22 protein-coding genes are annotated in these 25,093 nt (G+C 39.0%); 17 read left to right on the top strand and 5 right to left on the bottom strand.

Translation table 11 applies throughout. The features are described 5' to 3' along the window. Positions 1-159: 159 nt before the first annotated feature. From V7K38_RS20665 to V7K38_RS20620, 10 genes are all read left to right on the top strand, one after another. Positions 160-1,353: a glycosyltransferase family 4 protein gene (locus V7K38_RS20665; RefSeq protein WP_334860267.1), complete on the top strand. Its 1,194-nt coding sequence runs from the start codon at positions 160-162 to the stop codon at positions 1,351-1,353. Next, positions 1,346-2,323 (top strand): phytanoyl-CoA dioxygenase family protein, encoded by a 978-nt coding sequence (locus V7K38_RS20660; protein ID WP_334860266.1) that lies wholly within the window; start codon positions 1,346-1,348, stop codon positions 2,321-2,323. Before V7K38_RS20665 ends, V7K38_RS20660 begins: the two co-directional genes overlap by 8 nt. 6 nt (positions 2,324-2,329) lie before the next feature. Continuing rightward, a complete protein-coding gene (locus V7K38_RS20655) occupies positions 2,330-3,475 on the top strand; it encodes a glycosyltransferase family 4 protein (RefSeq protein WP_334860265.1) in 1,146 nt (381 codons plus the stop codon). Positions 3,476-3,543: 68 nt separating this feature from the next. After that, on the top strand, positions 3,544-4,725 hold the full coding sequence (locus V7K38_RS20650) for a glycosyltransferase (protein WP_334860264.1): 1,182 nt from the start codon (positions 3,544-3,546) through the stop codon (positions 4,723-4,725). A gap of 33 nt (positions 4,726-4,758) precedes the next feature. Continuing rightward, on the top strand, positions 4,759-6,585 hold the full coding sequence (gene asnB / locus V7K38_RS20645) for an asparagine synthase (glutamine-hydrolyzing) (RefSeq protein ID WP_334860263.1): 1,827 nt from the start codon (positions 4,759-4,761) through the stop codon (positions 6,583-6,585). Between the two features lie 178 nt (positions 6,586-6,763). Continuing rightward, positions 6,764-7,951, top strand: a complete 1,188-nt coding sequence (locus V7K38_RS20640) for a glycosyltransferase (RefSeq protein WP_334860262.1) — start codon at positions 6,764-6,766, stop codon at positions 7,949-7,951. A 179-nt stretch (positions 7,952-8,130) separates the two neighbouring features. Further along, positions 8,131-9,648, top strand: a complete 1,518-nt coding sequence (locus V7K38_RS20635; protein ID WP_334860261.1) for an ArnT family glycosyltransferase — start codon at positions 8,131-8,133, stop codon at positions 9,646-9,648. Positions 9,649-9,697: 49 nt separating this feature from the next. Next, positions 9,698-10,462: a glycosyltransferase family 2 protein gene (locus tag V7K38_RS20630; RefSeq protein ID WP_334860260.1), complete on the top strand. Its 765-nt coding sequence runs from the start codon at positions 9,698-9,700 to the stop codon at positions 10,460-10,462. A 744-nt stretch (positions 10,463-11,206) separates the two neighbouring features. Further along, on the top strand, positions 11,207-12,955 hold the full coding sequence (locus V7K38_RS20625) for a carbamoyltransferase family protein (protein ID WP_334860259.1): 1,749 nt from the start codon (positions 11,207-11,209) through the stop codon (positions 12,953-12,955). A 261-nt stretch (positions 12,956-13,216) separates the two neighbouring features. Beyond that, positions 13,217-13,600, top strand: a complete 384-nt coding sequence (locus tag V7K38_RS20620; RefSeq protein ID WP_334860258.1) for a DUF4346 domain-containing protein — start codon at positions 13,217-13,219, stop codon at positions 13,598-13,600. 32 nt (positions 13,601-13,632) lie between these two features. On the opposite strand, the gene psb32 is transcribed toward V7K38_RS20620, so the two are convergent. After that, the gene (psb32, locus tag V7K38_RS20615) at positions 13,633-14,370 is read right to left on the bottom strand and encodes a photosystem II repair protein Psb32 (protein WP_334860257.1); all 738 of its coding nucleotides are present in this window, start codon (positions 14,368-14,370) and stop codon (positions 13,633-13,635) included. 347 nt (positions 14,371-14,717) lie between these two features. Between psb32 and V7K38_RS20610 the strand changes: the two genes are divergently transcribed. The 5 genes from V7K38_RS20610 to V7K38_RS20590 all read left to right on the top strand — a co-directional run bounded on the left by V7K38_RS20610 (position 14,718) and on the right by V7K38_RS20590 (position 17,878). Continuing rightward, positions 14,718-14,846: a hypothetical protein gene (locus V7K38_RS20610; RefSeq protein WP_334860256.1), complete on the top strand. Its 129-nt coding sequence runs from the start codon at positions 14,718-14,720 to the stop codon at positions 14,844-14,846. A gap of 24 nt (positions 14,847-14,870) precedes the next feature. Then, the gene (surE, locus tag V7K38_RS20605) at positions 14,871-15,551 is read left to right on the top strand and encodes a 5'/3'-nucleotidase SurE (RefSeq protein WP_334860255.1); all 681 of its coding nucleotides are present in this window, start codon (positions 14,871-14,873) and stop codon (positions 15,549-15,551) included. A 157-nt stretch (positions 15,552-15,708) separates the two neighbouring features. Next, the gene (locus V7K38_RS20600) at positions 15,709-16,311 is read left to right on the top strand and encodes a hypothetical protein (protein WP_334860254.1); all 603 of its coding nucleotides are present in this window, start codon (positions 15,709-15,711) and stop codon (positions 16,309-16,311) included. Between the two features lie 112 nt (positions 16,312-16,423). Beyond that, positions 16,424-17,071, top strand: a complete 648-nt coding sequence (locus tag V7K38_RS20595) for a PAP/fibrillin family protein (protein ID WP_334860253.1) — start codon at positions 16,424-16,426, stop codon at positions 17,069-17,071. An 81-nt stretch (positions 17,072-17,152) separates the two neighbouring features. Further along, positions 17,153-17,878 carry an MGMT family protein gene (locus V7K38_RS20590; RefSeq protein ID WP_334860252.1) on the top strand — a complete coding sequence of 242 codons (726 nt, stop codon included), beginning with the start codon at positions 17,153-17,155 and terminating at the stop codon, positions 17,876-17,878. Positions 17,879-17,987: 109 nt separating this feature from the next. Here the strand turns inward: V7K38_RS20590 and V7K38_RS20585 are convergent, their stop codons facing one another. The 4 genes from V7K38_RS20585 to V7K38_RS20570 form a co-directional block, all read right to left on the bottom strand. Continuing rightward, the gene (locus V7K38_RS20585) at positions 17,988-18,704 is read right to left on the bottom strand and encodes a hypothetical protein (RefSeq protein WP_334860251.1); all 717 of its coding nucleotides are present in this window, start codon (positions 18,702-18,704) and stop codon (positions 17,988-17,990) included. Positions 18,705-18,889: 185 nt separating this feature from the next. Beyond that, a complete protein-coding gene (locus tag V7K38_RS20580; RefSeq protein WP_334860250.1) occupies positions 18,890-20,524 on the bottom strand; it encodes an NAD(P)H-hydrate dehydratase in 1,635 nt (544 codons plus the stop codon). Positions 20,525-20,705: 181 nt separating this feature from the next. Next, positions 20,706-20,993, bottom strand: coding sequence for a hypothetical protein (locus tag V7K38_RS20575; protein WP_334860249.1), 288 nt, complete (start codon positions 20,991-20,993; stop codon positions 20,706-20,708). Between the two features lie 336 nt (positions 20,994-21,329). Continuing rightward, positions 21,330-22,031 (bottom strand): hypothetical protein, encoded by a 702-nt coding sequence (locus tag V7K38_RS20570; RefSeq protein ID WP_334860248.1) that lies wholly within the window; start codon positions 22,029-22,031, stop codon positions 21,330-21,332. Between the two features lie 428 nt (positions 22,032-22,459). Between V7K38_RS20570 and V7K38_RS20565 the strand changes: the two genes are divergently transcribed. Together V7K38_RS20565 and V7K38_RS20560 are read left to right on the top strand one after the other, a co-directional pair. Then, positions 22,460-23,482 (top strand): tRNA-dihydrouridine synthase family protein, encoded by a 1,023-nt coding sequence (locus V7K38_RS20565; protein WP_334860374.1) that lies wholly within the window; start codon positions 22,460-22,462, stop codon positions 23,480-23,482. 303 nt (positions 23,483-23,785) lie between these two features. Further along, complete coding sequence (locus tag V7K38_RS20560) at positions 23,786-24,991, top strand: murein hydrolase activator EnvC family protein (protein ID WP_334860373.1); 1,206 nt, start codon at positions 23,786-23,788, stop codon at positions 24,989-24,991. Positions 24,992-25,093 lie beyond the last annotated feature (102 nt).

The following is a 25,093-nucleotide window of genomic DNA, read 5'->3' as shown; positions in this document are numbered from 1 at the left end:
AGTTAGGCAGATGTAAGTCGTTGGAAATAAACCAAATTATGTTAACAAAAGTAAATAGAGTTAAAACCCTTACCGATGAGGAATGACAGCCCCAGCCAATTAACTTTAATTGTCCCTACTTACTTAAATAGAATACAGACTAGAGTCTGAGGCTTTTTTATGGAAAAACACAAATGTCAGAAATATAAAAAAATCTCTTTATGGTTTCCAGGGATTTTTGAATTTAAGGGTGGAATTCAAGTTTATTCAGCATTTCTTCTTGAGGCATTACAAAACTTGTATCCCCAGGTTGATTATAATATTTTTCTCAAACAAGATACTCGCTGTCCACCAAAATCTTTTTTTAAAGCTAACACCCAATTTTACTTTGCAGGAACTTGGTCATTACCTTTACGGACAATTGTTTTTGCTGCTCAAATTTTAGGATATGGAATCCAGCAAAATCCTAACTTAATTATAAGCTCTCATCTCAACTTTAGCGTTGCTGCGTACCTGTTGAAACGGCTATTTGGCATCCCTTACTGGGTTGTAGTACACGGGATTGAAGTCTGGAACCTTGAGAATTCAAATCTACAGAGTGCTTTACACCATGCCGATCGCATTTTAGCTGTTAGTCAGCATACACGCGATCGCCTCCTGCAAGAACAAAACCTTGATCCAGACAAAGTTGTAGTTCTACCTAATACCTTCAATGCTGATGATTTTCAGATTGCACCCAAGCCTGATAACCTCCTCAAAAGATATGGTTTGAAACCTGAACAACCGATTATCCTTACCGTTGCTCGGCTTTCCCAATTAGAGCAATACAAAGGTTATGACAAAATTCTGGCTGCTTTACCCCAAATTCGTCAGGCTATTCCTAATATTCATTACGTTTTAGTAGGTAAGGGAGACGATCAACCCCGAATTGAACAGCTAATTTCTAAATATAAACTCCAAGATTGCGTAACCTTAACTGGCTTTGTTTCGGATGAAGAACTTAGTTCTCACTACCATCTGTGCGATATATTTGCAATGCCAAGTAAAGCCGAAGGATTTGGCATTGTTTACCTAGAGGCTCTCGCCTGCGGTAAACCCACCCTTGGAGGTAATCAAGATGGGGCAAAGGATGCTCTCTGTCAAGGAGAATTAGGCGCACTTGTCGATCCTGACGATATAGAAGCGATCGCTCAAACTATAATTCAAATCCTACAAAGTACTTATTCTAATCCTTTAATCTATCAACCAGAGGCATTAAGAGAAAACGTAATTAAACAATTTGGTTTTGAACAGTTTCAAAAAACTCTTGGTAATTACTTAGAGCAAGATTTTATATCTACATCATCACAAAGGAAATTAATCAACCATGTTTAATCCAGACTTTGCTAATTTTAGTACTAGCAAAATAGTTAATGACCTCAAAACCAAGGGATACTTTGCTTTTGAACAGGCGATAACCAGTCAGTATGTTGAAGAACTACTTCAAGAAATTAATTTCAGTCAACTGTTGCTGAATAATAATGATGTTGGTGTAGTCACTGCTCAAGATATCAAATTTTTTACCCATTGTCTAGCTGGGTCTAAAAAAACATACGATGTCATTACCTCTAGACAAGTTTTGGATGTATGCAAAAAATATTTTACTGATGATTATAAGTTAACTAATCATCGGGTTTATCAAACATCTCAAAATTCCCACATGCCTTGGCATACAGATAATAATCGCCAAGTTGGTAGACAATTATCTGAAAAACACAATATGCCAGGTCTGTTATTTTTGTTTTATTTGTCTGATGTTGAAAAGAATGCCTTTCAATACATAAAAGACTCTCATCATTGGTCTCGCAAATACAGTCACGAAATCTACCTTAGCGATACCTACATCGACAATACATATAGCAAAGATATACTAACATTTCCCATGTTAAAGGGAAGTCTTATCTTATGTGATATCCACGGAATACATAGAGCCGAACCTTTTCATGATAAAACCTATAACAGAACCACGTTGCTTTTTCAAGTAGACCAGGTTGGTAGTGAAAATGTCGGGCATGGTGAAAAAAATATAGTTAATACTGAATACCTAGAAAATCTCACACCAGAGGTAATGAGTTATCTCGGATTTGGTTTTAAGAGAGATTACCCAGCTTTTCCTAACACATCAATTGCTACTATGAAGCTTCAAGATATTTTGGATCTACAGAAGCAGTTGTTGCCCAAGACATTAGAGGCTCTTAACAAAAATATAATAAAATCTCTCTTGTCTGCTGAAGCACTAATTAATGCCAAGCGACTCCTCTGGCATTTTAAATCAAAATACTCTAACCAAAAAACAAAAGTATAGCAATTAATGAAAATTTTGTTGATAGGTAATTATCAACTAGATGCAATCCAAAGTATGGATATCTTCGCTTCTATGTTAGAAAATTATTTAACCCAGCTTGGGCATCAAGTCCGAATCATTCGCCCAAATCCTTGGTTTGGGAAGCTGCTTTCATCATCAAATTCACTCAGGAAATGGTTAGGTTATATTGATAAATTTGTGTTTTTTCCAGCACAATTGCGTCAAGCATTATCTTGGGCAGATATAGTTCACATCTGCGATCAAGGTAATGCAGTTTACGTAAAATATTTGGGAAATACACCCCATGTGATCACTTGTCATGATTTATTTCCGATTCGTTCTGGTTTGGGAGAATTTCCTGAATATCGCACTGGATGGACTGGTAAGCAATTCCAGCAAATGGTAATGAGAGGACTCAACCAAGCGCATAAAGTTGCTTGTGTTTCAGAACAGACTAGAAGTGATGTTTTACGACTTTCTTCTCTGTCTAAGAGTGCTGTATCTGTTATTCCTATGGGTTTAAACTATCCCTATACTCAGATGACAGCTACAGAAGCTCAACCGCGTTTAAAAGCTTTGGGAATTCCTCAAAACTGTGAATTTATTCTACATGTAGGGGCGAATCACTGGTACAAAAACCGATTGGGAGTTTTATCAATCTTTTATCAGCTAATTATACAACTCCAACAACCAGAATTTTACCTAGTTATGGTAGGTAAACCTATGAATGATGAAATGCGTCAGTTTATCAAAATACATAATATGACACAAAAGGTAATAGAGTTAGTAGAAATTGATAACGAAAACCTTAGGGCTATCTATTCTTCTGCTACAGCTTTACTTTTCCCTTCTCTCTATGAAGGCTTTGGTTGGCCAATTATAGAAGCTCAATCTTGTGGTTGTCCTGTTTTTACATCCAACCGTTCCCCAATGAATGAGGTAGGGGGAGAAGCAGCTATATATATAGAACCCGATCAGCCAAAAGAAACCGCAGAAGAGATAATTCTTAATCTACACACCTTAAAACAGATGAAGTCAAAAGGATTTTTAAATTCTCAAAGATTTTCAGCAGAGGAAATGATTTCCGAGTATATTCAACTTTATCATCAAGCTATTAATGAAAAATCTGGCAAGAAAGTAAAAACAATTTAATTTTATAGTTCTTGATTTTTTTTCACTTAAATGGTGCATCTTAGTAAACTGTGCTGCGGATATCCGCTATGAAAGTTCTCCATGTGATTCCATCTGTTCCTCCGGTACGGGGTGGGCCAAGTCTTGTTGTTCTGGATATGGTTAAGGCATTACGAGCTAACAATGTTGATGTTGAGATTGCCACGACTAACGATAACGGTGATTACTTACTTGATGTTCCTTTAAAAAAACTAATTGAATACAAGCAAGTTCCAATCTGGTTTTTCTCTCGCTTTTCACCCACTGTAAAAGTTGTCAGAGAATACGCCTTTTCTTGGCAGTTAACAGCATGGCTCTGGGATAATATCTCCCAGTATGACATTCTACATATTCATGCCATTTTCTCTTATACATCAACGATCGCAATGGCGATCGCTCGTATCCAAAACATCCCCTATATTGTTATCCCACATGGTTTATTATCCAAATGGTCTTTGCAGCAAAGCACCTGGAAAAAGCAAATTTACATGAGGCTAATCGAGCAAGCTAACCTCAACCACTCTCAAGCTATCCACCTTACCTCCCAATTAGAAAAGCAAGAAGTTGCTCAATTGGGACTTAGCACCCCCAGTTTTGTATTACCACACGGACTTTCTCACCCGCCCCAGATTCTTGATGCCCATTCTCTACTTCGGCAACATCTCAACCTGCCACCAGATGAACCTCTAATTTTATTTTTATCCCGTTTGCATCCTAAAAAAGGGCTAGACTATCTTATCCCCGCATTAGGCAAACTCACTCATCACCGTTTCACTTTTGCGATCGCAGGCAGTGGTTCGCAAGAGTATGAAGCGGAAATTGAGTCAGCGCTGGTTTCAAATGGCATTCGCGATCGCACCCATTTTGCGGGATTTGTTGCTGGAGAAACAAAAAACCTCTTTATCCAAGGTTCGGATCTATTTGCCCTGACATCCCACGCCGAAAACTTCGGTTTAGCAGTTCTAGAGGCTTTAGCCGTAGGTGTTCCCGTCCTTGTTACCCCTGGTGTCGCTTTGGCTTCTATAGTTCAAGAACACCAACTGGGTTATGTTCCAGAATTGGATGTGCTGGCGATCGCCAAAGCTATAGAAGAACATCTCACTCATCCCCAGGAAGCTAAAGATATGGGCGATCGCGCTCGTCAAATGATTAGAGAACAATATACTTGGGACAAAGTAGCAGCCAAAATGGTTGAGATTTATCAACATATTATTTTCAATCATAATTGTTGAAAATAGGAAAACAAAATAATTAAATTATCTTTTATGTGTGGTATTGCCGGAATTTTAACTAAAACTGAAATAAAAAATAGCCTAGAAACTTTGATACTGAGAATGCAAACTGCTCTACAGCATCGTGGACCTGACGATCAAGGAATTTATATTTCCTCAGATAGAGAAGTTGCTTTTGCTCATACTCGCCTTTCTATTCTTGACCTCAGTGCCGCAGGACATCAACCGATGTCTACACCTGATGGACGCTATTGGATTACCTTTAATGGGGAAATTTACAATTTTTTGGAATTACGAGAGACTCTAGAAGCAAAAGGCGAGAAGTTTTATTCACAAACAGATACTGAAGTTATTCTTAAACTTTATCAGCAGCAAGGAGCAGAATGTGTTAACAATTTGCGGGGAATGTTTGCCTTTGCTATTTGGGATAATCAAGAACAAACCTGCTTTATTGCCCGCGATGCTTTAGGAATTAAACCTTTATACTATTGGCAATCTGGCTCAACTTTAATATTCGCCTCAGAACTTAGGGCAGTTCTGGCATCAAAATTACCTAGCATTGCCTTAAGTCCAGAGGGTTTATATGGCTATCTTGTAAGTGGATCAGTACCAGAACCTCACACCCTAATTGCAGGGATTCACTGTTTAGAAGCTGGTCATTGGTTACGTTGGCAAGCAGGTAATCTGAGAAAACAACAATATTGGCAAATTAACTTTACTTCTGAAGCAATTTCTCTCACAGAAGCTAAAGAAAAAGTTCGCAATGCTCTGATTGATTCTACCGAACATCACTTTATCAGCGACGTACCAGTAGGAATTTTTCTTAGTGGTGGGATTGACTCAACATCAATTGTTGCCTTAGCGCGTCAAACTCAGAAAGGTAGTTTACGCACCTACTCAATTGCTTTTGAAGAAGATGAGTGGAATGAAGGAGAACTTGCCAAAAAAATTGCTAAGGAATTTGACACAGACCATACGGAATATAAAGTTACGGCATTATTAGGAAGAGAACTATTGCCGAAGTTTTTAGCAAGTATCGATCAACCCAGTATTGACGGCTTCAATACTTTTTGTGTGTCCCAAATGGCTCACAAAGATGGGACTAAAGTAGTTTTATCTGGATTGGGTGGGGATGAGTTATTCGGTGGTTATAAAACATTTCAACAAGTACCAAAGATGGTGCAATTGGGTCAGCAACTCCAGAAAATTCAACCCATCAGCACTAGCATCGGTAAGGGATTAGCATCTTGGGGTAAATCACCACGAATCAAACGCTTAGGAGATTTTTTACAGCAAAAGCCAACAACCACAGCAGCTTACCGTAGTTTTAGGGGAATTTTTTCTCAAAGAGAAGCCTGGAAAATTACTCAGCACTACTTCAAAGATTCATGCGATCAGCTGCCATCACCCTTTCCTATATGGGAGAAAGAAGTTTTTCAAAATACTAGCATATCAACAAGTCTTCCTTCTTTAGAAGACGAAGTGAGCGGGCTAGAAATAAGTTGTTATATGCGTAATCAGTTATTACGAGATAGCGATGTTATGAGTATGTCCTGGGGGTTAGAATTACGAGTTCCCTTAGTGGATCGCGCTTTACTAGAAGCGATCGCATCTATTCCCAGCAAAATGCGTCTTGCACCCGGTAAACAGTTATTAATTCAGGCAGTTCCTGAGTTACCAAGTTGCGTACTTAATCGTCCCAAGCGAGGATTCTTTTTTCCCTTTCAAGAATGGATAGATAAAGATTGGAGCGATTATTTTCCTAACCATGAACTAGGCGCAGATATTAGCCTACTATTATGGTATCGTAATTGGAGTTTAGCGATTTTCCACCATTGGTGGAATGAAATTTCTAGATAAATATAATCATAATCCTCTCCACAATGTTCTAGTAATGGAAAAGAAGATTTATCTTTATTTACCATTTACTTTAAATCTTTAGGTACTGAAAGTTAAATTTTTTGTTAGCTTAGAACTGTCTGGTTATTTTTGCCCTACTGTACTAGTTCAAAACGTTAAAGTTTTGGATAAACATGACATGAGAATCCTGCATATTATTCCTTCAGTAGCATCAGTGCGAGGTGGGCCTAGTCAAGCAGTGGTGGAGACAGTTAAAGCACTACGAAATTTAGGTATTGATACTGAAATCGTCACTACTAATGATAATGGCAATGATTTATTCGACCTACCTCTTGGTAAGCTTATAGAGTATAAGCAAGTACCAGTTCGGTTTTTTTCACGCTTTTCTCCTAAAGTTAACTTTATAAGAGAATTTGCTTTTTCTGGTCAGTTAACAACATGGTTGTGGCAAAATGCTGCCAAGTATGACTTGTTACACGTCCATGCTATATTTTCCTATGCTTCTACTGTGGCAATGGCGATCGCTCATCTTCAAGGCATTCCTTACATTATTCGCCCACTAGGACAACTGTGCGAATGGTCGCTTCAGCAAAGTGCCCGCAAAAAACAGATTTATCTCAACTTGATCGAACGGGCTAACCTCAACCACTCTCAGGCACTTCACCTTACCTCTGAACAAGAACAACAAGAAGTTTCTCGTTTAGCTCTTAGCTCTCCTAGCTTTGTTCTACCCCACGGACTTTCTATTCCTTCCGCTATCCCTAATGCTCGTTCTCTACTTCGAGAACATTTAAAAGTCCCAACAGATGAACCAATAATTTTATTCTTGTCACGCTTACACCCTAAAAAAGGACTAGACTATCTCATCCCTGCTTTGGGCAAACTCACTAATTACCGTTTCACCTTTGTTGTTGCAGGCAGTGGTTCCAAAGAATACGAAGCGGAAATTGAGTCTCTTTTAATCTCAAATGGCATTCGCGATCGCACCTACTTAACTGGATTTGTAACTGGAGAGACAAAAAACTTATTTATACAAGGGTCAAATTTATTTGCCCTCACATCCTACTCAGAAAACTTCGGAGTAGCAGTCTTAGAAGCTTTAGCTGTCGGTATTCCTGTTATTGTTACCCCTGGAGTTGCTTTAGCTGCTGTTGTTCAACAACACCAACTTGGTTACGTTCCCGAACTCGATGTGGAGGCGATCGCTAAAGCTATTGAACAATATCTCACTCATACCCCAGAAACTGAAGATATGGGCGATCGCGCTCGTAAAATTATTTCGGAAAATTACACCTGGGATCAAATAGCTGTAAAAATGCAACACATTTACGAATCCATACTACAATTTTCTCCTGTTGACAGCTAGGTTATACCAATTCTGTATGAAGATGCACATAATAAGTCCCCCCTTCACAAGGGGGGACGGCGTAGCCGGGGGGTAAATATATGCAGCTTCACAAAGAAATGGTATTAGATAATCTTCATAAATTATATGGAAAGATATTAAGTCATAGAAAATTCAAAATAATAGTTAAATATTCTTAAATGATTAAAATTAATTGGAGAATTATTAGCTCACCTTACACAGCTTTAGGTTTGTGCTTAATCTTGTCTTCTCCCTTATTCTTTTTCAGAGGGATTGGTATATTTGATGATTCTGTATTTCTGAAAATTGGAGAATTAATTCTTGATGGATTAGTTCCATATAGAGATGTATTTGACAACAAACCACCAGGAATTTATTATTTGGGTGCTGCGATCGCTGCTGTCAGCAACAGTCATTGGCTAGCACCACGGATTTTCTTGTTTATATTTGCGACTGTTTTTGGTGCTTGGGTAATTCAATATACTAATAAGTACTGGGGCCGTTTAGCAGCGTATTTCGTGGCTTGGATATTTGGTATATCTTATACCATTGCCCAAGGCTATAGCTTTCATACAGATCAATTCTGTGCTTTTTTTGGGTTTGCTGCGATCGTAGCAATCTCTGGAGAGCGCCGTTATATTAAAAAATCATGGTTAATCTGTGGAATTTTCATCAGTCTGGCTTTTCTTTTCAAACAAGTAGCTGTAATTTATTTGGCAGCAATTATCCTTGCTCAACTCACTGCAACTATTGGAAAAAAATTATCTTGGCAATCTTTCTTGAATCGTAGCATAATACTTGTATCTGGATTTATTATTTTACCTGTAATAGTAGTTGCTTTAGTCATTGGGAGTGGAATATGGCATGATTTTTATGATGCCGTTTTCAACAGCACTATAAACTTTACAAAAAAACCTATTAATTTATTTGATACATTGAATCTTTGGATAAAAATTCCATCTGTCTGGTTAATATTTCCCTGCATTCTAATTTCATTTTTAGATAAAAACCTACGTAAATTATTAAAAAATGATGCTTATTTAGATGAATTATTTTTACTCCTTATAGTTGGAATTTTATCTTTAATACCCACTTTACACCAAGTCAGCAATACACACTATACCGAGGCATCTATAGTTTTTCTAGCAATCAGTAGCTCTATAATTTTGAGTTATTTTTGGAGGAATTTAAAAAATAAGTTTTATTCAAAAAGTATTCAATTATTTTTTATTACAATTCTTATATCTATTCTCCTCACATATACCGCAGGTTTACTTTGGGGAGGTGCAGTGATGATTAAACAGAATCGATTGGCAATTGATTTAACACAAATGAATGAAATTAGAAATGCCTTAAATCTTTATCTGCCCTTTGAAGAAAAAATATTAACTTTATCGGAAAATCCAGCTAGAATATATTACATGAGTGGGCGTATACCGTTGATCAAATATATTTACTATTATGGTTCTGGCTGGCTAAATAGTAATATCCCCAGCCTCGAAGATTCGGCAAAGCTAGTGGTATCGGGTGTAGCACCGGGAGCAATTATAGAAATTCCATTAGCTCAGGGAATTTATTTAAATAAATATAAAGACTATCAATTAGTTGAATTACCCAACAGTATTAATTTTATTCAAAAAACCCGTATTTTTATCTTGATTCGACAAGACTTTTATGAACATAAAAATAACTCCTAATTATTTTTGACTTCATCTAATTTTTTAATAAAACCTTTAAAAAATATTTATGCTATCGTCAGAAATCACTCCGATGATTCTCACTTATAATGAATCTCCAAATATTCGTCGCAACCTCCAAACTGTCACCTGGGCAAAATCAATTGTTGTAATTGACAGTTTCAGTACAGATGAAACTTTAGAGATTTTACATTCCTATCCGCAAGTGCAAGTTTTTCAAAGACAATTTGATTCCTTTGCTGCTCAATGTAACTACGGCTTAGAAAAAATTACATCTGAATGGGTGCTTTCTTTGGATGCTGATTATGTCTTAACAGATGAGCTAATTAATGAAATTATTGCATTACCAGCAGAGTCTGATGTAAATAGCTACAGCTTCAGATTCAAGTATTGCATTTTTGGTAAGCCCCTACGTGGAACTCTCCTTCCGCCCCGAAATGTACTATATAAAAGAGAAAAAGCGATTTATAAAGATGATGGACATGCCCATCGGGTTTGGGTAGACGGCAATTCGAGAATGCTTTCTGCCTATATTCATCACGACGATCGCAAACCCCTAAGCCGTTGGTTGTGGGCACAGGATCGCTATATGGTGATTGAAGCTAAAAAACTACTAGAGACTCCAGAAAGTGAACTTAGTTTTAGCGATCGCATCCGTAAACAAAAAATCCTCGCTCCCTTTATCATCTTAATTTACTGCCTAATTCTGAAAGGTGGTATTCTAGATGGTTGGCATGGTTGGTACTATGCATTTCAGCGAATGCTAGCAGAAACTCTTTTGGCAATTCGTATATTTGAGTATGGAAAATTGTAGAGATGCGATTAATCGCATCTCTACTGCTTATAAAAATGCGGTTGCTCCACAAAGCTGCTTAACTTTTTTATGTAAAAAGAATGTTCAAAATCCGTCTTATTGGCGCACCCAAACCCACAAAAATGACTCAGAAAAGTTTTAGACGTATTTTTTATTATCCGCATATAGTTTGGTTATAATGACTCTTGTAGGAATTAGAACTAACGTCATTAGTAGCCATGGTGATTTAATTTTAGGGATTGTTATTTCTCTTCTCATCCTGGTAATATCTTTCCAGCAAGAAAAAGAAAATAAAAATATGATTACCAGAATTTCACTTTGGGTTTCTGAGTTTTCATATACAATTTATTTGACGCATCTACCATTTTTAATATTCATTCTATCTTTGGTAATTAAGAATGAAAGATGGCAACCTGACACTCAGCACCTTTTATATATGTTGATATTATTAATAATAACTCTCCTATATGCAAGAATCGTATATTTGCTAACTGAAAAAAATACACCTCAGTTCAGAGACTACTTAAAAACCGCCCTTTCAAGAACAAGCTAATTCTAACAACTATACACTTACGTTGTATTTCTTGAAAAGATTATCCTATTTTTTTTAAAAACCTATGTAATGAATTTTCACTAACTAAAATATTTCAAGCGCTGCTTACCTATAACAATATTCCACACGCTTGACAGAATCCGATAAATTTAAATATTTCAGCCGATCAAACTTTATTTAACTTAATCATAATGAATATTCTCGGAATTAACGCTTACCACGGTGATGCTTCAGCTTCTCTTGTTCAAGATGGCCAACTGATTGCCGCAGTTGAAGAAGAACGGTTTAATCGAGTTAAACATTGGGCAGGATTTCCCGCAGAATCTATTCGCTATTGTCTGAAAATTGGTGGTATTAGTGCAGCAGACTTGGATCATGTGGCGGTATCTTTTAATCCTAAAGCTAATCTAAATCGTAAACTCCTTTTTACTCTCCAACAACGCCCTTCCTTATCATCACTTTTAGATCGGTTTAACAAACAAAGTAAATCTACAAGTCTTAAGCAACAGTTAGCAGAAGCTTGTTATTCTACACCTGAAGATATTCGGGCTACAATCCATAATCTGGAACACCATACAACTCACCTAGCCAGTGCTTTTTTCATTTCACCCTTTGAAAAAGCAGCCATCTTATCTATTGATGGTATGGGAGACTTTGTAAGTACCTTAGCTGCTGCTGGTGAAGGGAATCGTTTAGAGTACTTCGATCGCACTCACTATCCTCACTCCATTGGTTATCTTTACAACGCCATCACCCTTTATTTAGGCTTTCCCGCTTATGGAGATGAATATAAGGTGATGGGATTAGCACCTTACGGAGAACCAGAATATTTGGAAGCGTTTCGGCGAATAATTTATCCCAAAGGTGATAGTTTTGAGTTGAATTTAGATTACTTCACTCACCATGAGCAAGGTATTGCCATGAAGTGGGAAGATGGAGCGCCCATTGTTGAACCTTTCCACAGCCCAGAACTAGAAAAATTATTGGGGGCGGCGCGAAATTCTAAATCAGAAGTTACCCAAAAGCATCAGAATATTGCAGCTTCTGTGCAAGCGGTGACGGAAGAAATTATTTTTCATTTAATTAATCGATTGAGCGATCGCTACAAGAGTGAGAATCTCTGTTTAGCTGGTGGCGTGGCAATGAATTCTGTCGCCAATGGCAAGATTACTCAAAATACTCCCTTTAAGAATATCTATATTCCAGTGGGTGCTGCTGACAATGGTACATCAATTGGGGCAGCCTTCTTTATCTGGAATCATCTACTCAAACAACCACGTAACTTTGTTTTAGATCATGCTTATTGGGGTTCGGAGTTTACTGATGAAGAATGCTTACTAGCCTTGCAAGCGCACGATTTACAACCTCAAGTCCGAGAGCGAGAAGCACTGCTACATCATGTTGTTGACGCACTTTGTGAAGGTAAAGTAGTCGGTTGGTTCCAAGGAAGAATGGAGTTTGCTGCTAGGGCTTTGGGTAATAGATCCCTCCTCGCCGATCCGCGCCGTGCTGATATGCGGGATATTATTAACCTGAAAATCAAATTCCGGGAAAAGTTTCGTCCCTTTGCTCCCAGTATTTTGGAAGAACGGGTAGGCGAATTCTTTGAAGTTGATGAACCAGCGCCATTTATGGAAAAAGTCTTCAAAATTCGCCCTGAAAAAAGAGAGCAAATTCCGGCTGTCACCCATGTTGATGGTACTGGGCGCTTACAAAGTGTGAGTCGTCAAACCAATCCCCTTTATTGGGATTTGATTAATACCTTTGCTCAACGGACTGGTATTCCCATCGTCTTAAATACGTCTCTCAACGAAAATGAACCGATTGTTCGCACACCTACAGAAGCCATTCAGTGCTTCTTGAGAACTCACATGGATGCATTGGTTTTGGGTTCCTATTATGTAGAACGCAAAGATATTAAATCAGAATCCAGGGTGTAGGTGAAGCGATCGCGCATTCGTGAACAATAAGATTCCCGACTTCTCAAAGAAGTCGGGAATCTGCGGGTTGCAAAGTACACAATCACGTCGTTACGGAATATTTAAAAAAATGTATAATTTATAGCCAATTATCATATTAAGTTTTCAGTAAAATAAATTACAAATATCTTAAAGATATAAAGAATCCTAAGTAAGATAGGAATTACACTTGATCTAGAGTGTAAAAACCTTAAAGAAAGAAATTTTCTTTTTATAATGCTTATGGATTTAATAGTTGAAAATTTAGCCGCAATTGATGATAAACTTTCCAAGCGTCATATTGACCTCGATCCCGGTGGATATTTCATTATTTACTTGGATAAAGATGCACGGTTAATTTATGCCAAGCATTTTACAAATGTGATTGACGATCGCGGTTTAGCTGTCGATCCCGAAACAGGAAAGGTAATTCCGGCGCGAGAAAAGGTAGAACGAACTTACACAACGGTTTTTAGCGCAAGAACGGCGAAAGAACTTTGCGTGAAGATTTTTGAAGAAACTCAGCCCTCTCCTGTTACCCAGTTAGATCATGCAGCTTATTTAGGTAGAGAATTTGTCCGGGCTGAGGTGGCTTTAATAACAGGACAAGAGTATGTTCAAGATTAAAAGTTAGAAACTCCTAACTCTTAACTTTCCCATTACCCATCAGATGATGGTTGATTTATCTGATAGATGTAGTAAGTCGCCATTGGGATAACGGTGGCGGCAATTAACAATCCTACAACCCAAGCAGTAGCGTTACCTTGGTTAGTTTCTTCTGCTTTCTTGTAGGTTCCTTCTACCTGCACATTGTCAGTGATTTGGGGTGGCCCCGGATCGGCTTTTCCAGAAAGGACAGCAACAAGGCGATCGCTCGCATCAAGGAATGCCTGGTTGTATTTGTTACCATTCCGTAACGGCACACTTACTGTTTCTGTAGCTACACTCTGGGCAATAGAGTCAGTAAGTAAAGGTTTGACTTTATCTCCAGTAATAATGGCAGTACCATTGGTAACTGTATCAATAACTAATAAGGTTTGATTAGCTTGGGTTTCTTTTGTGGGAAACCATTTTTCAAACAACTCTTTAGTGAAGCTTTCTGGTGTTTCACCGTAATCGAGACGGCGAACAGTCACAATTCTAACTTCCTTATCTGTTTGCTTGGCCAGATCGTCGAAAGCGCGACTAATCTTACCTTCATTCAGACGGCTGATGACTTCACCTTGATCCAAAACCCAGGTGTTATTTCCTGCTGTGAGGTTTGGTATTTGATACACACCTGTGGCTAAAGCAGGTGCGGCAAACAGCGAAGCTGCTAATATAACCGTCACCAATGGTAGAATCAGCCGGATGAGGTGTTTTTGACTGCTAAATACTTGTTTGAGGAGTTGTTTCATCGTGTGATCCTTAAGACAGACTTGCACCAAACAATACTACTCCAGTATAAAATTTATGCTCCTGTCAGCAGGTATACATTTTACGGGATTTTTTGATTGCACAAACTTGTTCTGAGAGCGGTTGCAAGCATTAAATTGACAAGAAATACCGACCATTTTAGGAATTAACCCAAATACTTAGGGCGGAATTTGCAAACCATCTAGAAATAATATCGTATAATCAATGTTTTTTGCATGCAGAATTTAGCATAAGTTTTCATCTCTGCAAGCGCTTCTCATACTGTACCCATGAAAAAATCCACGCCACTTGCGGGATGAAGTTTTTGGGCATGGGGAAGAAGTTACCAATGCCCAATGCCCTGTTTGTCCCAAGCGACGGGGCGACTATCCCTCTCCACGCAATTTGCGGGATTGAGTTTCCCGTCGCTTTCAATGAATGGGTGATATCTGCATTTTCTGATATTTTAGCTAAATAGCTAAAGATATATCAATATATATACATGACTATAATTCTAACTAACGACGATGGCATTGATGCCCCTGGTATAAAAGCTCTCATCAAAGCTGTAAACGGCAAAAATTTTATTATCGCTGCTCCTGCCGATCATCAGTCTGGCTGTGGACATCAAGTTACTACCACTCGCGCCATCAACCTCCAGCGACGTTCTGAGACTGAATATGCGATCGCAGGCACTCCCGCCGATTGTATAAGAATTGCTATATCACAAATTACCGCAGATGTCAAATTTGTGCTTTCAGGTATTAATGCCGGGGGAAATTTGGGAGTCGATAGCTACATTTCTGGCACAGTTGCTGCTGTGCGGGAAGCTGCAATGCACGGTATTCCCGGAATTGCCATTTCTCACTATCGCAAAGCCAAGCAAAATTTTGATTGGGATCTAGCCGCTAAATTAACAGTTGAAGTTTTAGCCGACTTACTCAAGCGTCCCCTAGAACCGGGAAGCTTTTGGAATGTTAACCTACCGCATCTCCAACCAGGAGAACCAGAACCGGAAATGGTGTTTTGCCAAGCCTGTACCAAACCTTTACCCGTGAACTATCGAGTTGAAGGCGATAATTTTTATTATGTAGGCGAATATGGCAAACGCGATCGCACTCCTGGTAGCGATGTAGATGTATGTTTTTCTGGCAATATCGCGGTAACTCAATTAAGGGTTTGACGATATTTAGACATTAGGGAGAGCTTGTAGGACTATTAATTTTACAGCTATTAGTTTGTGCGATGGCGATCGCTGATCCAGTTACAATTTTTAAGGTTTTGAAATCTGGTAAAGTTTCAGTGGCGCTGAACACTGATTTAAAAAAAAGGAGAAAAATATGCAGTTTCTCAAAATTGTTCTTGTAACCCTCGTGCTGATGGTGAACTTGGTAATTGCTCAACCCTCTTGGGCTGGCAAAGATTTTACCAAGGGGGCTGACTATGTTGAGGTAACTCAGGCGCTCAATCAGCTTCTAACTGTAAAGGATACACCTGAGCAATTTCAGCAGCGACTAGCACAATTGCAGTCTCAGAAAAATATCATAGAAACAGCTAGAAAGCGGGCGCAGTGTCGCAATGAAACTGGAAAGACTTTAGCTGTCTATGCCAATAAACCAAAAAAATCTCCAACTCAACTCTACTTCTTGGGTGCAGGAACAATTACTGATGATGATTGGGATTGCGATGGCATTTACTTACCCGCAGGTTCTCAAGTGGTTCTAAGCCCGAATGCTGAACCACAAGAACTGACTGAACCAATCGCCGTAAAGTTTGTTGATGGTACACAGTCTATTGCTAGAAGTAATCCAGTTACTGGTGCAATTGAATTGAATATTGAACCTGCCAAAGTATTCAAGGCGGGTGAGAGTAGCTGGTTGCTCCCCACTTTCTCCCAAGCGGATATCGATACGCAAATTCCTACTCCACAACTAATTGACTAATTTCATTTAGATAATTTAAAGTCCCTCTTAAAAGGGGACTTAGGAAGTATACAAGTGTTTGATACATTACTAGCAGCTTTTAAAACATCTTCTAAAAGAGAATTTTCAAACATTGAATAATCAACTTTTAATTAAGGAAAAATTACAAGCCAAACTTGAGAAGATTCAAGCTAATAGCAATGGCTCTCCCGTTACCGATTTGCAGCTAGATAAAACCTTAGTCGAAGAAATTGAACAATTGACGACGGAACTAGAGAGTGTCAATCCTAACCTATATCCTCTTGTTAACGCTACTTTTTTGCTAGAGGGAGCTTGGCAACTGCAATATTCCACTGCCAGAGAAATCCGTTCTTTAGTTTCTCTCCCGTTGGGATTAAAGCTGGGTAAAGTTTATCAAGTGATTGATGTTGCAAATAAATTGTTCTTCAATCTAGCTAAAGTTAAACATCCTCTGGGGTTAGTATTGGGATATGTCAAAGTGACAGCTAGCTTTGAGCCAGCCAAAGAAGATTTAGAACCTCTACCGAACAAACGCATCAACGTTTATTTTGACAAACGCTACTTATCGATTGAGAAACTTTTTGGGATTAATACTCCCAAACTCAACCCATTTAAGATTGTTCCAGCTAATAATCCTAATGGCAGAATTGCCACACTAGACATTACTTACTTAGATGAAACCTTAAGAATTGGACGTGGAGGAGATGGTAGTTTATTCATTCTTAGTAAATCCAATGATTTAACTAACTTAATCTCCTAAATTTGAAATTTTTCGTGCCGATGAATAAATATGGTTCTCTCAGTAACGCATCTTTTCACTAAAGTAAAACCACGCTCGGCGATGGTAGAGCTTAAAACATTAAATTTAAAGGTAGGTTATGGTGTTGAAGAAGATATTAATGCCGATGTGATAAGTCCCAGACAAGTTTTAATTGTTAGACATGAAGATATTTTAGACTTATCAATTCAACCTGGAGAATTGCGAGAAAATATTGTGGTTGCAGGTATAGAATTTGATAATTTTATTCCTGGATCTCTGCTAACTTTTGAAAGTGGTGCAGCAATTCGTCTAACCTTTCACTGCGAACCTTGTAAACGAATAGCCCACTTAGTAGAATCATTAAAAAGCATCCAAGGTAAAAGAGGAATCTTAGGTGTAGTTATTAAATCAGGTAAAATCCAAGTTGGTAGTAATTTTCAAGTTCAAGCTAATAAATTTCCAATATTATCTGAGAATCCTTATGAGCGATTCCTAAATTTTATCATCAAAATTCCCACTGGTAAAGTAGTTACATATAAACAGATAATCAAAGGAATCGGAGTTGATAATAGTTATCTAAGAGCTATTCCTACATACTTGAAAAAAACCTCCTCTGCTGAGTATCCGGTACATAGAATATTAGACTCTAAAGGTTATTTGATAGCTTATGTAAACCAACAACAAAATAAATTGGAAGCTGAAGGAATTAAGGTTTTCTCTGAGTCAAATTTATTAGGTAACTTGAGTCAAAGTTTTGTAGATATTCAAAATTATTTATGGGAAGATAAAAATATATATTTAGAATAGATGTCTAACTTATATTTTTTTAAAGAAATCATTATACTTCAACGAGCCTTATATTCTGTAGACTATCTACGCAAATAAATTTATAAATAAAAATAAGTTACCATAATCTTTAACTTTTAATTTGTCTAGATGTAGCTTCCATAAAGTCGATAAAAACTTTGATAAGCTTATGAATTCCTTCACTACCTCCTGCAATTAAACCTCCTGTTAGCAATGCATCTAAACAACGAAAAATAATTACTTGAATTGGATTATCTAAATCAACAATTACAAGTGGTTCAATTGAGCGAATACCGATTGCGCTCATTAAAAGACCAAATAAAAGGGATGTCCATAGAGCAATTATTCGTGTATCAGATTTATAAGCTACCTTTTGGCGCTCTTTTTGATTTAAATCATCCATTTGTGGCTGAAATATTTTTAATGATTCTTGTTGGTTTTGGGTAAAATTTTGGATGATTTGCTGTTCTAAACTCATTCCTTCGGGCGGTAGTCCACTGATTTGAGTTGATTCTAAAGAAGAGGATTGTTGCTGTTGAACTTCCATAAGTCTTATTTTTTCAGAGAGCAGAGCCTTTTCTTGCTGAATACTAATATCTAATTGTTCGACAAACGGGCCTCGCCAAGTAGTTATAAAAACTTCTAAAGAGCGCTCTAGTAATAAAGAAATAAATAATAGTAATGTGAGTAATTGGATAATATCATTAACCCCAAATGGTTTTAAAACAAATGGCTTAGATGATAACCAAGTTGAGAAAGTTACTACTAAAAAACTAATAATGATTAACAAAATAAAGAGAGGAGATTCTAAAGAAAGCTTTTGCAACGTATCTATGCTCCTGTTTCGCGTCACAATATCTAACACAGCCTAGAGGTGAAAACTACACCTGCTGAGTAACTTAACAACGTTAATTTGACCGAACAGTAAATAATTTCTTACCCGACCATTTTTTCTAGTAGTATGATGGGTGATACCACAGTAGACGCGATCGCACTTTCCTCTCAGTGCAATCAATTACTTAGAACTTTTATCAAATATTGTGTCAATGTAAACGCATCTACACCCAATTCAGTCCGCTCTTGGGCGGCTATTATACCCGCTTGTGAATGCCACCAAGCGGCAGTTGTCACAATATCTTCGACAGGAATCTGTTTAGTTTCTGCTTGCGCCAACAATCCACCCAGTAGCCCAGTTAGCACGTCACCACTACCGCCGCGTGCCAAGGCGGGTGTACTTTCAGGAATGCTCCAAACATCACCTTGAGGGTTTGCGATCGCAGTTCTCGCCCCTTTCAACAAGACTACAGTCCCACTTTGTACGGCTGCTTGCTGTACTGCTTTGATCCTGTCATCTTTGGCATCAGCGAGATCAGGAAACAATCGCTGGAATTCGCCAGCATGGGGTGTGAGTATAGTTACGGCAAGACGTTTTTTTAACGTGGCGATCGCTCCCATAAGTGCCAAAATATTTAAACCATCGGCATCGAGAATCAAAGGGCGATCGCTTTCTATGACTTCTTGGACAATGGGAGTCGCATCTCGTGTCAAACCGGGGCCACAAGCGATCGCATTAAAAGAACTCAAATCTGTGCTTTCCGGTAATTGTAACTGAGCGATCGCTCCAGTTTCCGTCTCTGGACAACCGACAATTAGCGCTTCTGGCAAGTGTGATACCAAAAGAGATTTCAGCGATTCTGGTACGGCAATGGAAAGCATCCCGACACCACTAGCCCTAGCACCCAAACCAGTTAAAATTGCTCCACCTGCATAGCGCCGCGAACCGCAAATCAGCAGTAAATGCCCTTCCTTATATTTGTGGGTAACTGGTGGGCGAGGTAAGGGTAAAGTAGCGAGTGCCATTGCTGGTGTAATACGCTTAATTCTGGGTGCATCTTTGAGAACACCTTCTACATCAGCTAAAGGAATATCAAAATCGATTAACTCAGCTTTGCCAATAAATTCCAGCGCCCGATCTTGGAAAAAAGCTAGTTTCCATAAACCCAAGCAAAAAGTATGAGTAGCGCGAATAGCAGTTCCTAATACAACCCCAGTGTCGGTGTGTAAACCTGAAGGTAAATCGATACTATAAATCGGCACAGACAATTCGTTTAGCTGATTAATTGCAGAAGCAATAGAATCAGTAAGATTTCTTTCTAAACCAAACCCAAACAACCCATCAATCAACAAATCTGAATCTGGCAGTTGCTCAATTGTTTGATAAATTGGAATGCCCAAACTTTGAGCATACTGCAAGTGCTGCGAAGTTAATTCTTTCAACTTAGAGAAAGGAGAATAAATCCAAACTTCATATCCGCGAAAGTGTAATTCACGGGCTACTACTAAAGCATCTCCACCATTATGACCAGGGCCAACAAGAATTCCGACACTAGCTCCCCCCCTTTTTAAGAGAGTATTTGAAGCAACATCGCCCTTTTTAAGCGGAGCCAGCGTGGTTTTAGGGTTTCCCCAAGTGGAGCGACTGGCGTGGATTGGGAGGATCTCTTGAATGCGACGAGCAATTAATCCCGCCACCTTTTCCATCAAAGCTACTACAGGCATTCCTGCTGCAAAGATCCGATCTTCAATATCGCGCATCTGCCCAGCAGTCACTATTACTTGCGAAATTTTTTCTTGCCTGTTCTCCATCAGCCCTAAGTCCTGTTAGCGGTAGCGGGGTGTTTAGCCTGTGCTGAGTTAACTGAAACTTTAGCAGATTTCACACAATTTTCTTTAAGGTAATTCCAAATAAAAAAATATCCCCAAACTGAGGCAAAAATCTTCTCTATTTCTCCTGACTCTGTGTTCTCCGCGCCTCTGTGGTTCGTTTCTAATCCCTAACCGTGACTAACCCATGTATGCCTAGCGCTGCTATTACTCCTCCCACTAATCCCCAAGTCCCATCAGCAAATACATTGATCCGATGAATGTAGGTGCGATGATAGGCATACTCTAACTGCCTATCATTAACTTTTCCTACCTCTACCAGGTTTGTCACATAGTTTTCAGCTTTGATCAGTGCTGCATAATCCAGGTTAAACCAATAAAGCGATACTCCTACCACAGCCAAACCTGGAAAAACTAAAGTAATTAAGAGAATTGCCTTGCGTATGTTCATATAATTTACCTCCTGATATTAGCCGCCCAGCATGAAAAACGACTGTAGGCTATCGGGAGAAAGTTCCTTAGTGCCTGTGTAGATAGGCAAGAGGCAAGGGATAAGAAGGCTTTTTGGATTGTAAGTAGGTAGGCGTAATTAAATATAAGATCAAATCTCACCCTCAATCCCCTCCAAAGTATCGGAGAGGGAAGCCGGAGGCAGGGTGAGGTTTTATATTTAATTTGACCCACTTACTGAGTTTTTTTTAAATCAAATATGAATTTTATATCTTTGAAAACAACTTGGTTTTACCACTTTATAAAAAACCTCTAAAACCAAAATAATAACTATAACTTATTTACAGACTTTTTGGAGCAGAGATACTGAAATAACTTTTTTATAGCGTTGGCTAATTACTAAACTTGCTCCCATTAAACCCATAACAATTAAACTTTTATTCGTCGTTGGTTCGGGAACCTCTTGAGGAGTTTGGACGTTGAAGCTCAGTTTAGCTAAACCTTGAGAAGGGCTTCCAGGAGGATTAAGTTGGTCTTGTTCAGTAAAAGTGATTGTCCCTGTAGCATTTTGGAATAAACCTGTTCCTCCAAAGATGGTAATAGTACCACCACCTTTGATTATGCCTTCGGCAAAATTAATTTCAGCGCTGTCACTTGCTTTGCCAAATAATTCATTAGCACCGCCATAATACTTATCAGACAATGTGGGTTCTCCTTCTAAACCAAACACACTTGGGTTTGAGTTAAAAGTATATTTATTAATCGATGGATCTTCAATAGGTTCAAGTTTACCATAGGTTTCACTAATAAATGAATCCAACCCATAAGGAGCCGATTGGGTACTTTCACCTTTGATAGTTGCTCTAACAATTCCTAAGTCTGGTCTGAAGGTTGTGTCAATAGTGACAAGTGTATTGTAGTCACCACTAAACGTATAATTATTATAATTAACTTGAGCTTTCACACTTTGGATATTTGAGCCTAAACTGACTAGAGTTAAGGTAGCAGTCATGAGCCAGCCTATACGTGAACTAAACATAGTTGTCCTTTTTAGATTAAAATAGCAAAGTTATCTAATGTAGAAAGTCGGTTTAACTTTAACAAAATATAAGTTTTTGTCTGGTGGGTAATGCTATCAATAAATTTGATATGTGTGTATTGCTACCCAAAGATAAAATCACAAAGTATATATTTACTTAATAAATAGTCTTTGTTATTGATAAAAACAAGCTTCTCTAATACAATTTTTCAATAATTGTTACAAATGTATATTAAATATATTTCTTTACAATTTCAATGATTTTTTTATTGATATTAAATGAACTATTTTTAGATCCAGTTGCATACAAGATTTGATAAATGGCGATCGCAGTCTGGTTGAAATGCTTTTCCATCGGCTTTCTGATGAATGATGAATTAATAACAATTTTTTGATAGAGTGATGCTTTGCCGAACGCTGTTATCTCCATGTCGTCCCAGGTACCGCTTCCCCAATCGCTCGATCCATACCTACCCCTGACTGCTCTTGCGCCCATGCAGGATGTGACAAACCTTTGGTTTATGAAGATCATTGCCCATTACGGCAGCCCTGACTACTTCTTCACCGAGTATTTCCGCGTCAATGATACCTCACGGCTCAATCGTAGCATCCTAGCAGCAATCACCGAAAACGACACAGGTCGCCCCGTTTTTGCTCAAATGATTGGCGAAAGTATTCCAGACTTAGTAAGAACAGCGATTGATCTCTGCCGCTATAATATCGCTGGAGTTGACTTGAATATGGGTTGTCCAGCACCTAGAATCTATCGCAAAAATGTTGGTGGTGGATTGCTGCTGTTACCAAAAAAAGTGGATCGAATTTTGGCAGAATTGCGGCAAGCAGTGAACGATCGCCCTTTGACTGTCAAGATGCGTGTAGGCTTTGAGAATACGGATAATTTTTACGAAATTTTAGATTCGATCAATCGCCACAACATTGATTTGCTGAGTTTGCATGGTCGCACAGTGAAAGATATGTACCACGGCGCAGTGAAATATGATTTGATCGCTGAAGCCGTCAAACGAGTCCATTGTCCAGTGCTTGCCAACGGCAATATCAACTCTGCTACTACTGCTATTGAAGTACTTTCTCAAACGGGTGCGGCTGGTGTGATGCTGGGACGCTGGGCGATCGGGAATCCTTGGATTTTTAGTCAAATTCGGCAGGCTTTGCGAGGAGAGCCGATCGCACCCGTTCCTTTGGTAGAGGTACGCAACTATATCGATCGTTTATGGCAAACTCCCACAGCCGCAAGTATGCCAGAGCGATCGCGCGTCGGCTACCTGAAAATGTTCCTCAACTACATTGCTCTGAGTGTTGACACTGAAGGTCATTTTTTGCGGCTGATGCGACACACGCAGACCGAATTAGAATTGTTTAACCTCTGCGATCGCACTCTCCTTGCTGAGAGTACGAAAACTTTAGCCCTAGTACCCTCCTTGAGTGCGTAACTATAGCGCTTCTCGAATGGAAGCAATACACTTACTTTGACCTCTCTCCAAACCTCTCCCCTACAAGGGGAGAGGCTTTGAATCTTACTCCCCTTCCCTTGTAGGGAAGGGGCTGGGGTTAGGTCTGTATTTCGTGCAATTGAGAACTGCTATATGTTTGGCAGTCGGTTGATTAATGCTGACATAACGATAATCTTTATGTTACAACTTGGCAGATCAATTTGATACATGGAGTGAGTGAATCAGATTTTGGGAATAATCCTCATAGTGTTTGAAAGGATCGTTTTGGTTGGACTTCACGCTATGAGAGCGCGATTTATCGGGAAAAATCTGATTTTTGGCTGTTTATCTCTTGCATTTTGCTGCATTTTATCGATTTATTTGTCATTAATTCCAGTACATGCAACCTCCGCAGGGTCGATTGATAATTTGCGACAACAGCAGCAACAAATGAACCAGCAGCGTCAGGGTGTGGTTAACGATCGCAATCGCTTAACAAATCTCCAAAAAGAGGCGCAAAAACACCTCACTGGTTTAAAGCAAAATGTGCAAACTACAGATAGCTATATTCAAGAGAGCGAATCACGATTACAACTTGCTACTCAACGTCTCCAGCAATTGGAAACGGATTTAGCGGTAGCGGAACGTTCATACCAGGAGCGGCAAATAGCAACAGTAGCACGATTGCGTTATCTCCAGCGATCGCCTGCATCTGTTGGATGGGCTGTTTTGCTCCAAAGTCAAAACATTAGCGACTTTATCAGCCGTCGTCATCAATTAAAGTTAGTGTATCAGGCAGACGAACAAATTTTGGGAAAACTCAACGCCCAAGCAAACTCGATAAATCAACAAAAAACGGGCGTAGAACAGCAAAAAAACGAAATTGCCTTGATTCGTGAGCAACTGTTAGCACAAAAAGCCGATTATCAAACTCAGGCGCAGTCCCAATCAGAATTGATTCAACGCCTCAATAGCGATCGCCTCGCCTTGGAAGCCGCACAAAACCAGCTAGAGAGGGAATCCAAAAATTTGGAAGTCTTGATTCAACAAAAGGTAGCAGAGGCCAGAGCAACAGAAGAAGCGCAAACAAAAACCAATAGCCGGACAAGTGTCATCATTCGGGGAACTGGTGTCATGGCATATCCTAGCGATGCTTCTACTAGTAGTCCCTTCGGCTGGCGGATACACCCAATCCTTGGCTATCGGCGCTTTCACGCCGGCTTAGATTTTGCCGCTAGCTATGGTAGTAAAATTCGGGCAGCCGATTCGGGAAGAGTAATTTTTGCTGGGTGGTATGGTGGTTATGGCAGAGCGGTAATTATCGACCACGGCAATGGTCTTACAACACTGTATGGACATACCAGTGAGTTGTATGTTTCTGAGGGACAAGCAGTTGAACGCGGACAAGCGATCGCTGCTGTGGGTTCCACAGGTTTCTCAACTGGGCCCCATCTCCACTTTGAAGTCCGCCGGAATGGTACACCCGTAGACCCAGCTAATTATCTTTAACTCAATACAGTTCAGTTAAGCATCTCTTTCTTCTCTCTGCGTTCTCTGCGCCTTGGCGGTAATGCCTCTGGCACGCTCCGCGAACGTTAAAAAATTGACTTT

The organism is Nostoc sp. (assembly GCF_036917465.1).
Taxonomy (GTDB): Bacteria; Cyanobacteriota; Cyanobacteriia; order Cyanobacteriales; family Nostocaceae; genus Nostoc.
Note: the sequence above shows the minus strand (reverse complement) of the source record. Positions and strands in the feature narration are given on the sequence as shown.

Coding starts and splice junctions, on each gene's coding strand:
- V7K38_RS20665 (WP_334860267.1), top strand. CDS start 160: ATGGAAAAACACAAATGTCAGAAATATAAAAAAATCTCTTTATGGTTT.
- V7K38_RS20660 (WP_334860266.1), top strand. CDS start 1,346: ATGTTTAATCCAGACTTTGCTAATTTTAGTACTAGCAAAATAGTTAAT.
- V7K38_RS20655 (WP_334860265.1), top strand. CDS start 2,330: ATGAAAATTTTGTTGATAGGTAATTATCAACTAGATGCAATCCAAAGT.
- V7K38_RS20650 (WP_334860264.1), top strand. CDS start 3,544: ATGAAAGTTCTCCATGTGATTCCATCTGTTCCTCCGGTACGGGGTGGG.
- asnB (WP_334860263.1), top strand. CDS start 4,759: ATGTGTGGTATTGCCGGAATTTTAACTAAAACTGAAATAAAAAATAGC.
- V7K38_RS20640 (WP_334860262.1), top strand. CDS start 6,764: ATGAGAATCCTGCATATTATTCCTTCAGTAGCATCAGTGCGAGGTGGG.
- V7K38_RS20635 (WP_334860261.1), top strand. CDS start 8,131: ATGATTAAAATTAATTGGAGAATTATTAGCTCACCTTACACAGCTTTA.
- V7K38_RS20630 (WP_334860260.1), top strand. CDS start 9,698: ATGCTATCGTCAGAAATCACTCCGATGATTCTCACTTATAATGAATCT.
- V7K38_RS20625 (WP_334860259.1), top strand. CDS start 11,207: ATGAATATTCTCGGAATTAACGCTTACCACGGTGATGCTTCAGCTTCT.
- V7K38_RS20620 (WP_334860258.1), top strand. CDS start 13,217: ATGGATTTAATAGTTGAAAATTTAGCCGCAATTGATGATAAACTTTCC.
- psb32 (WP_334860257.1), bottom strand. CDS start 14,370: ATGAAACAACTCCTCAAACAAGTATTTAGCAGTCAAAAACACCTCATC.
- V7K38_RS20610 (WP_334860256.1), top strand. CDS start 14,718: ATGCCCAATGCCCTGTTTGTCCCAAGCGACGGGGCGACTATCCCTCTC.
- surE (WP_334860255.1), top strand. CDS start 14,871: ATGACTATAATTCTAACTAACGACGATGGCATTGATGCCCCTGGTATA.
- V7K38_RS20600 (WP_334860254.1), top strand. CDS start 15,709: ATGCAGTTTCTCAAAATTGTTCTTGTAACCCTCGTGCTGATGGTGAAC.
- V7K38_RS20590 (WP_334860252.1), top strand. CDS start 17,153: ATGGTAGAGCTTAAAACATTAAATTTAAAGGTAGGTTATGGTGTTGAA.
- V7K38_RS20580 (WP_334860250.1), bottom strand. CDS start 20,524: ATGGAGAACAGGCAAGAAAAAATTTCGCAAGTAATAGTGACTGCTGGG.
- V7K38_RS20575 (WP_334860249.1), bottom strand. CDS start 20,993: ATGAACATACGCAAGGCAATTCTCTTAATTACTTTAGTTTTTCCAGGT.
- V7K38_RS20570 (WP_334860248.1), bottom strand. CDS start 22,031: ATGTTTAGTTCACGTATAGGCTGGCTCATGACTGCTACCTTAACTCTA.
- V7K38_RS20565 (WP_334860374.1), top strand. CDS start 22,460: ATGTCGTCCCAGGTACCGCTTCCCCAATCGCTCGATCCATACCTACCC.
- V7K38_RS20560 (WP_334860373.1), top strand. CDS start 23,786: ATGAGAGCGCGATTTATCGGGAAAAATCTGATTTTTGGCTGTTTATCT.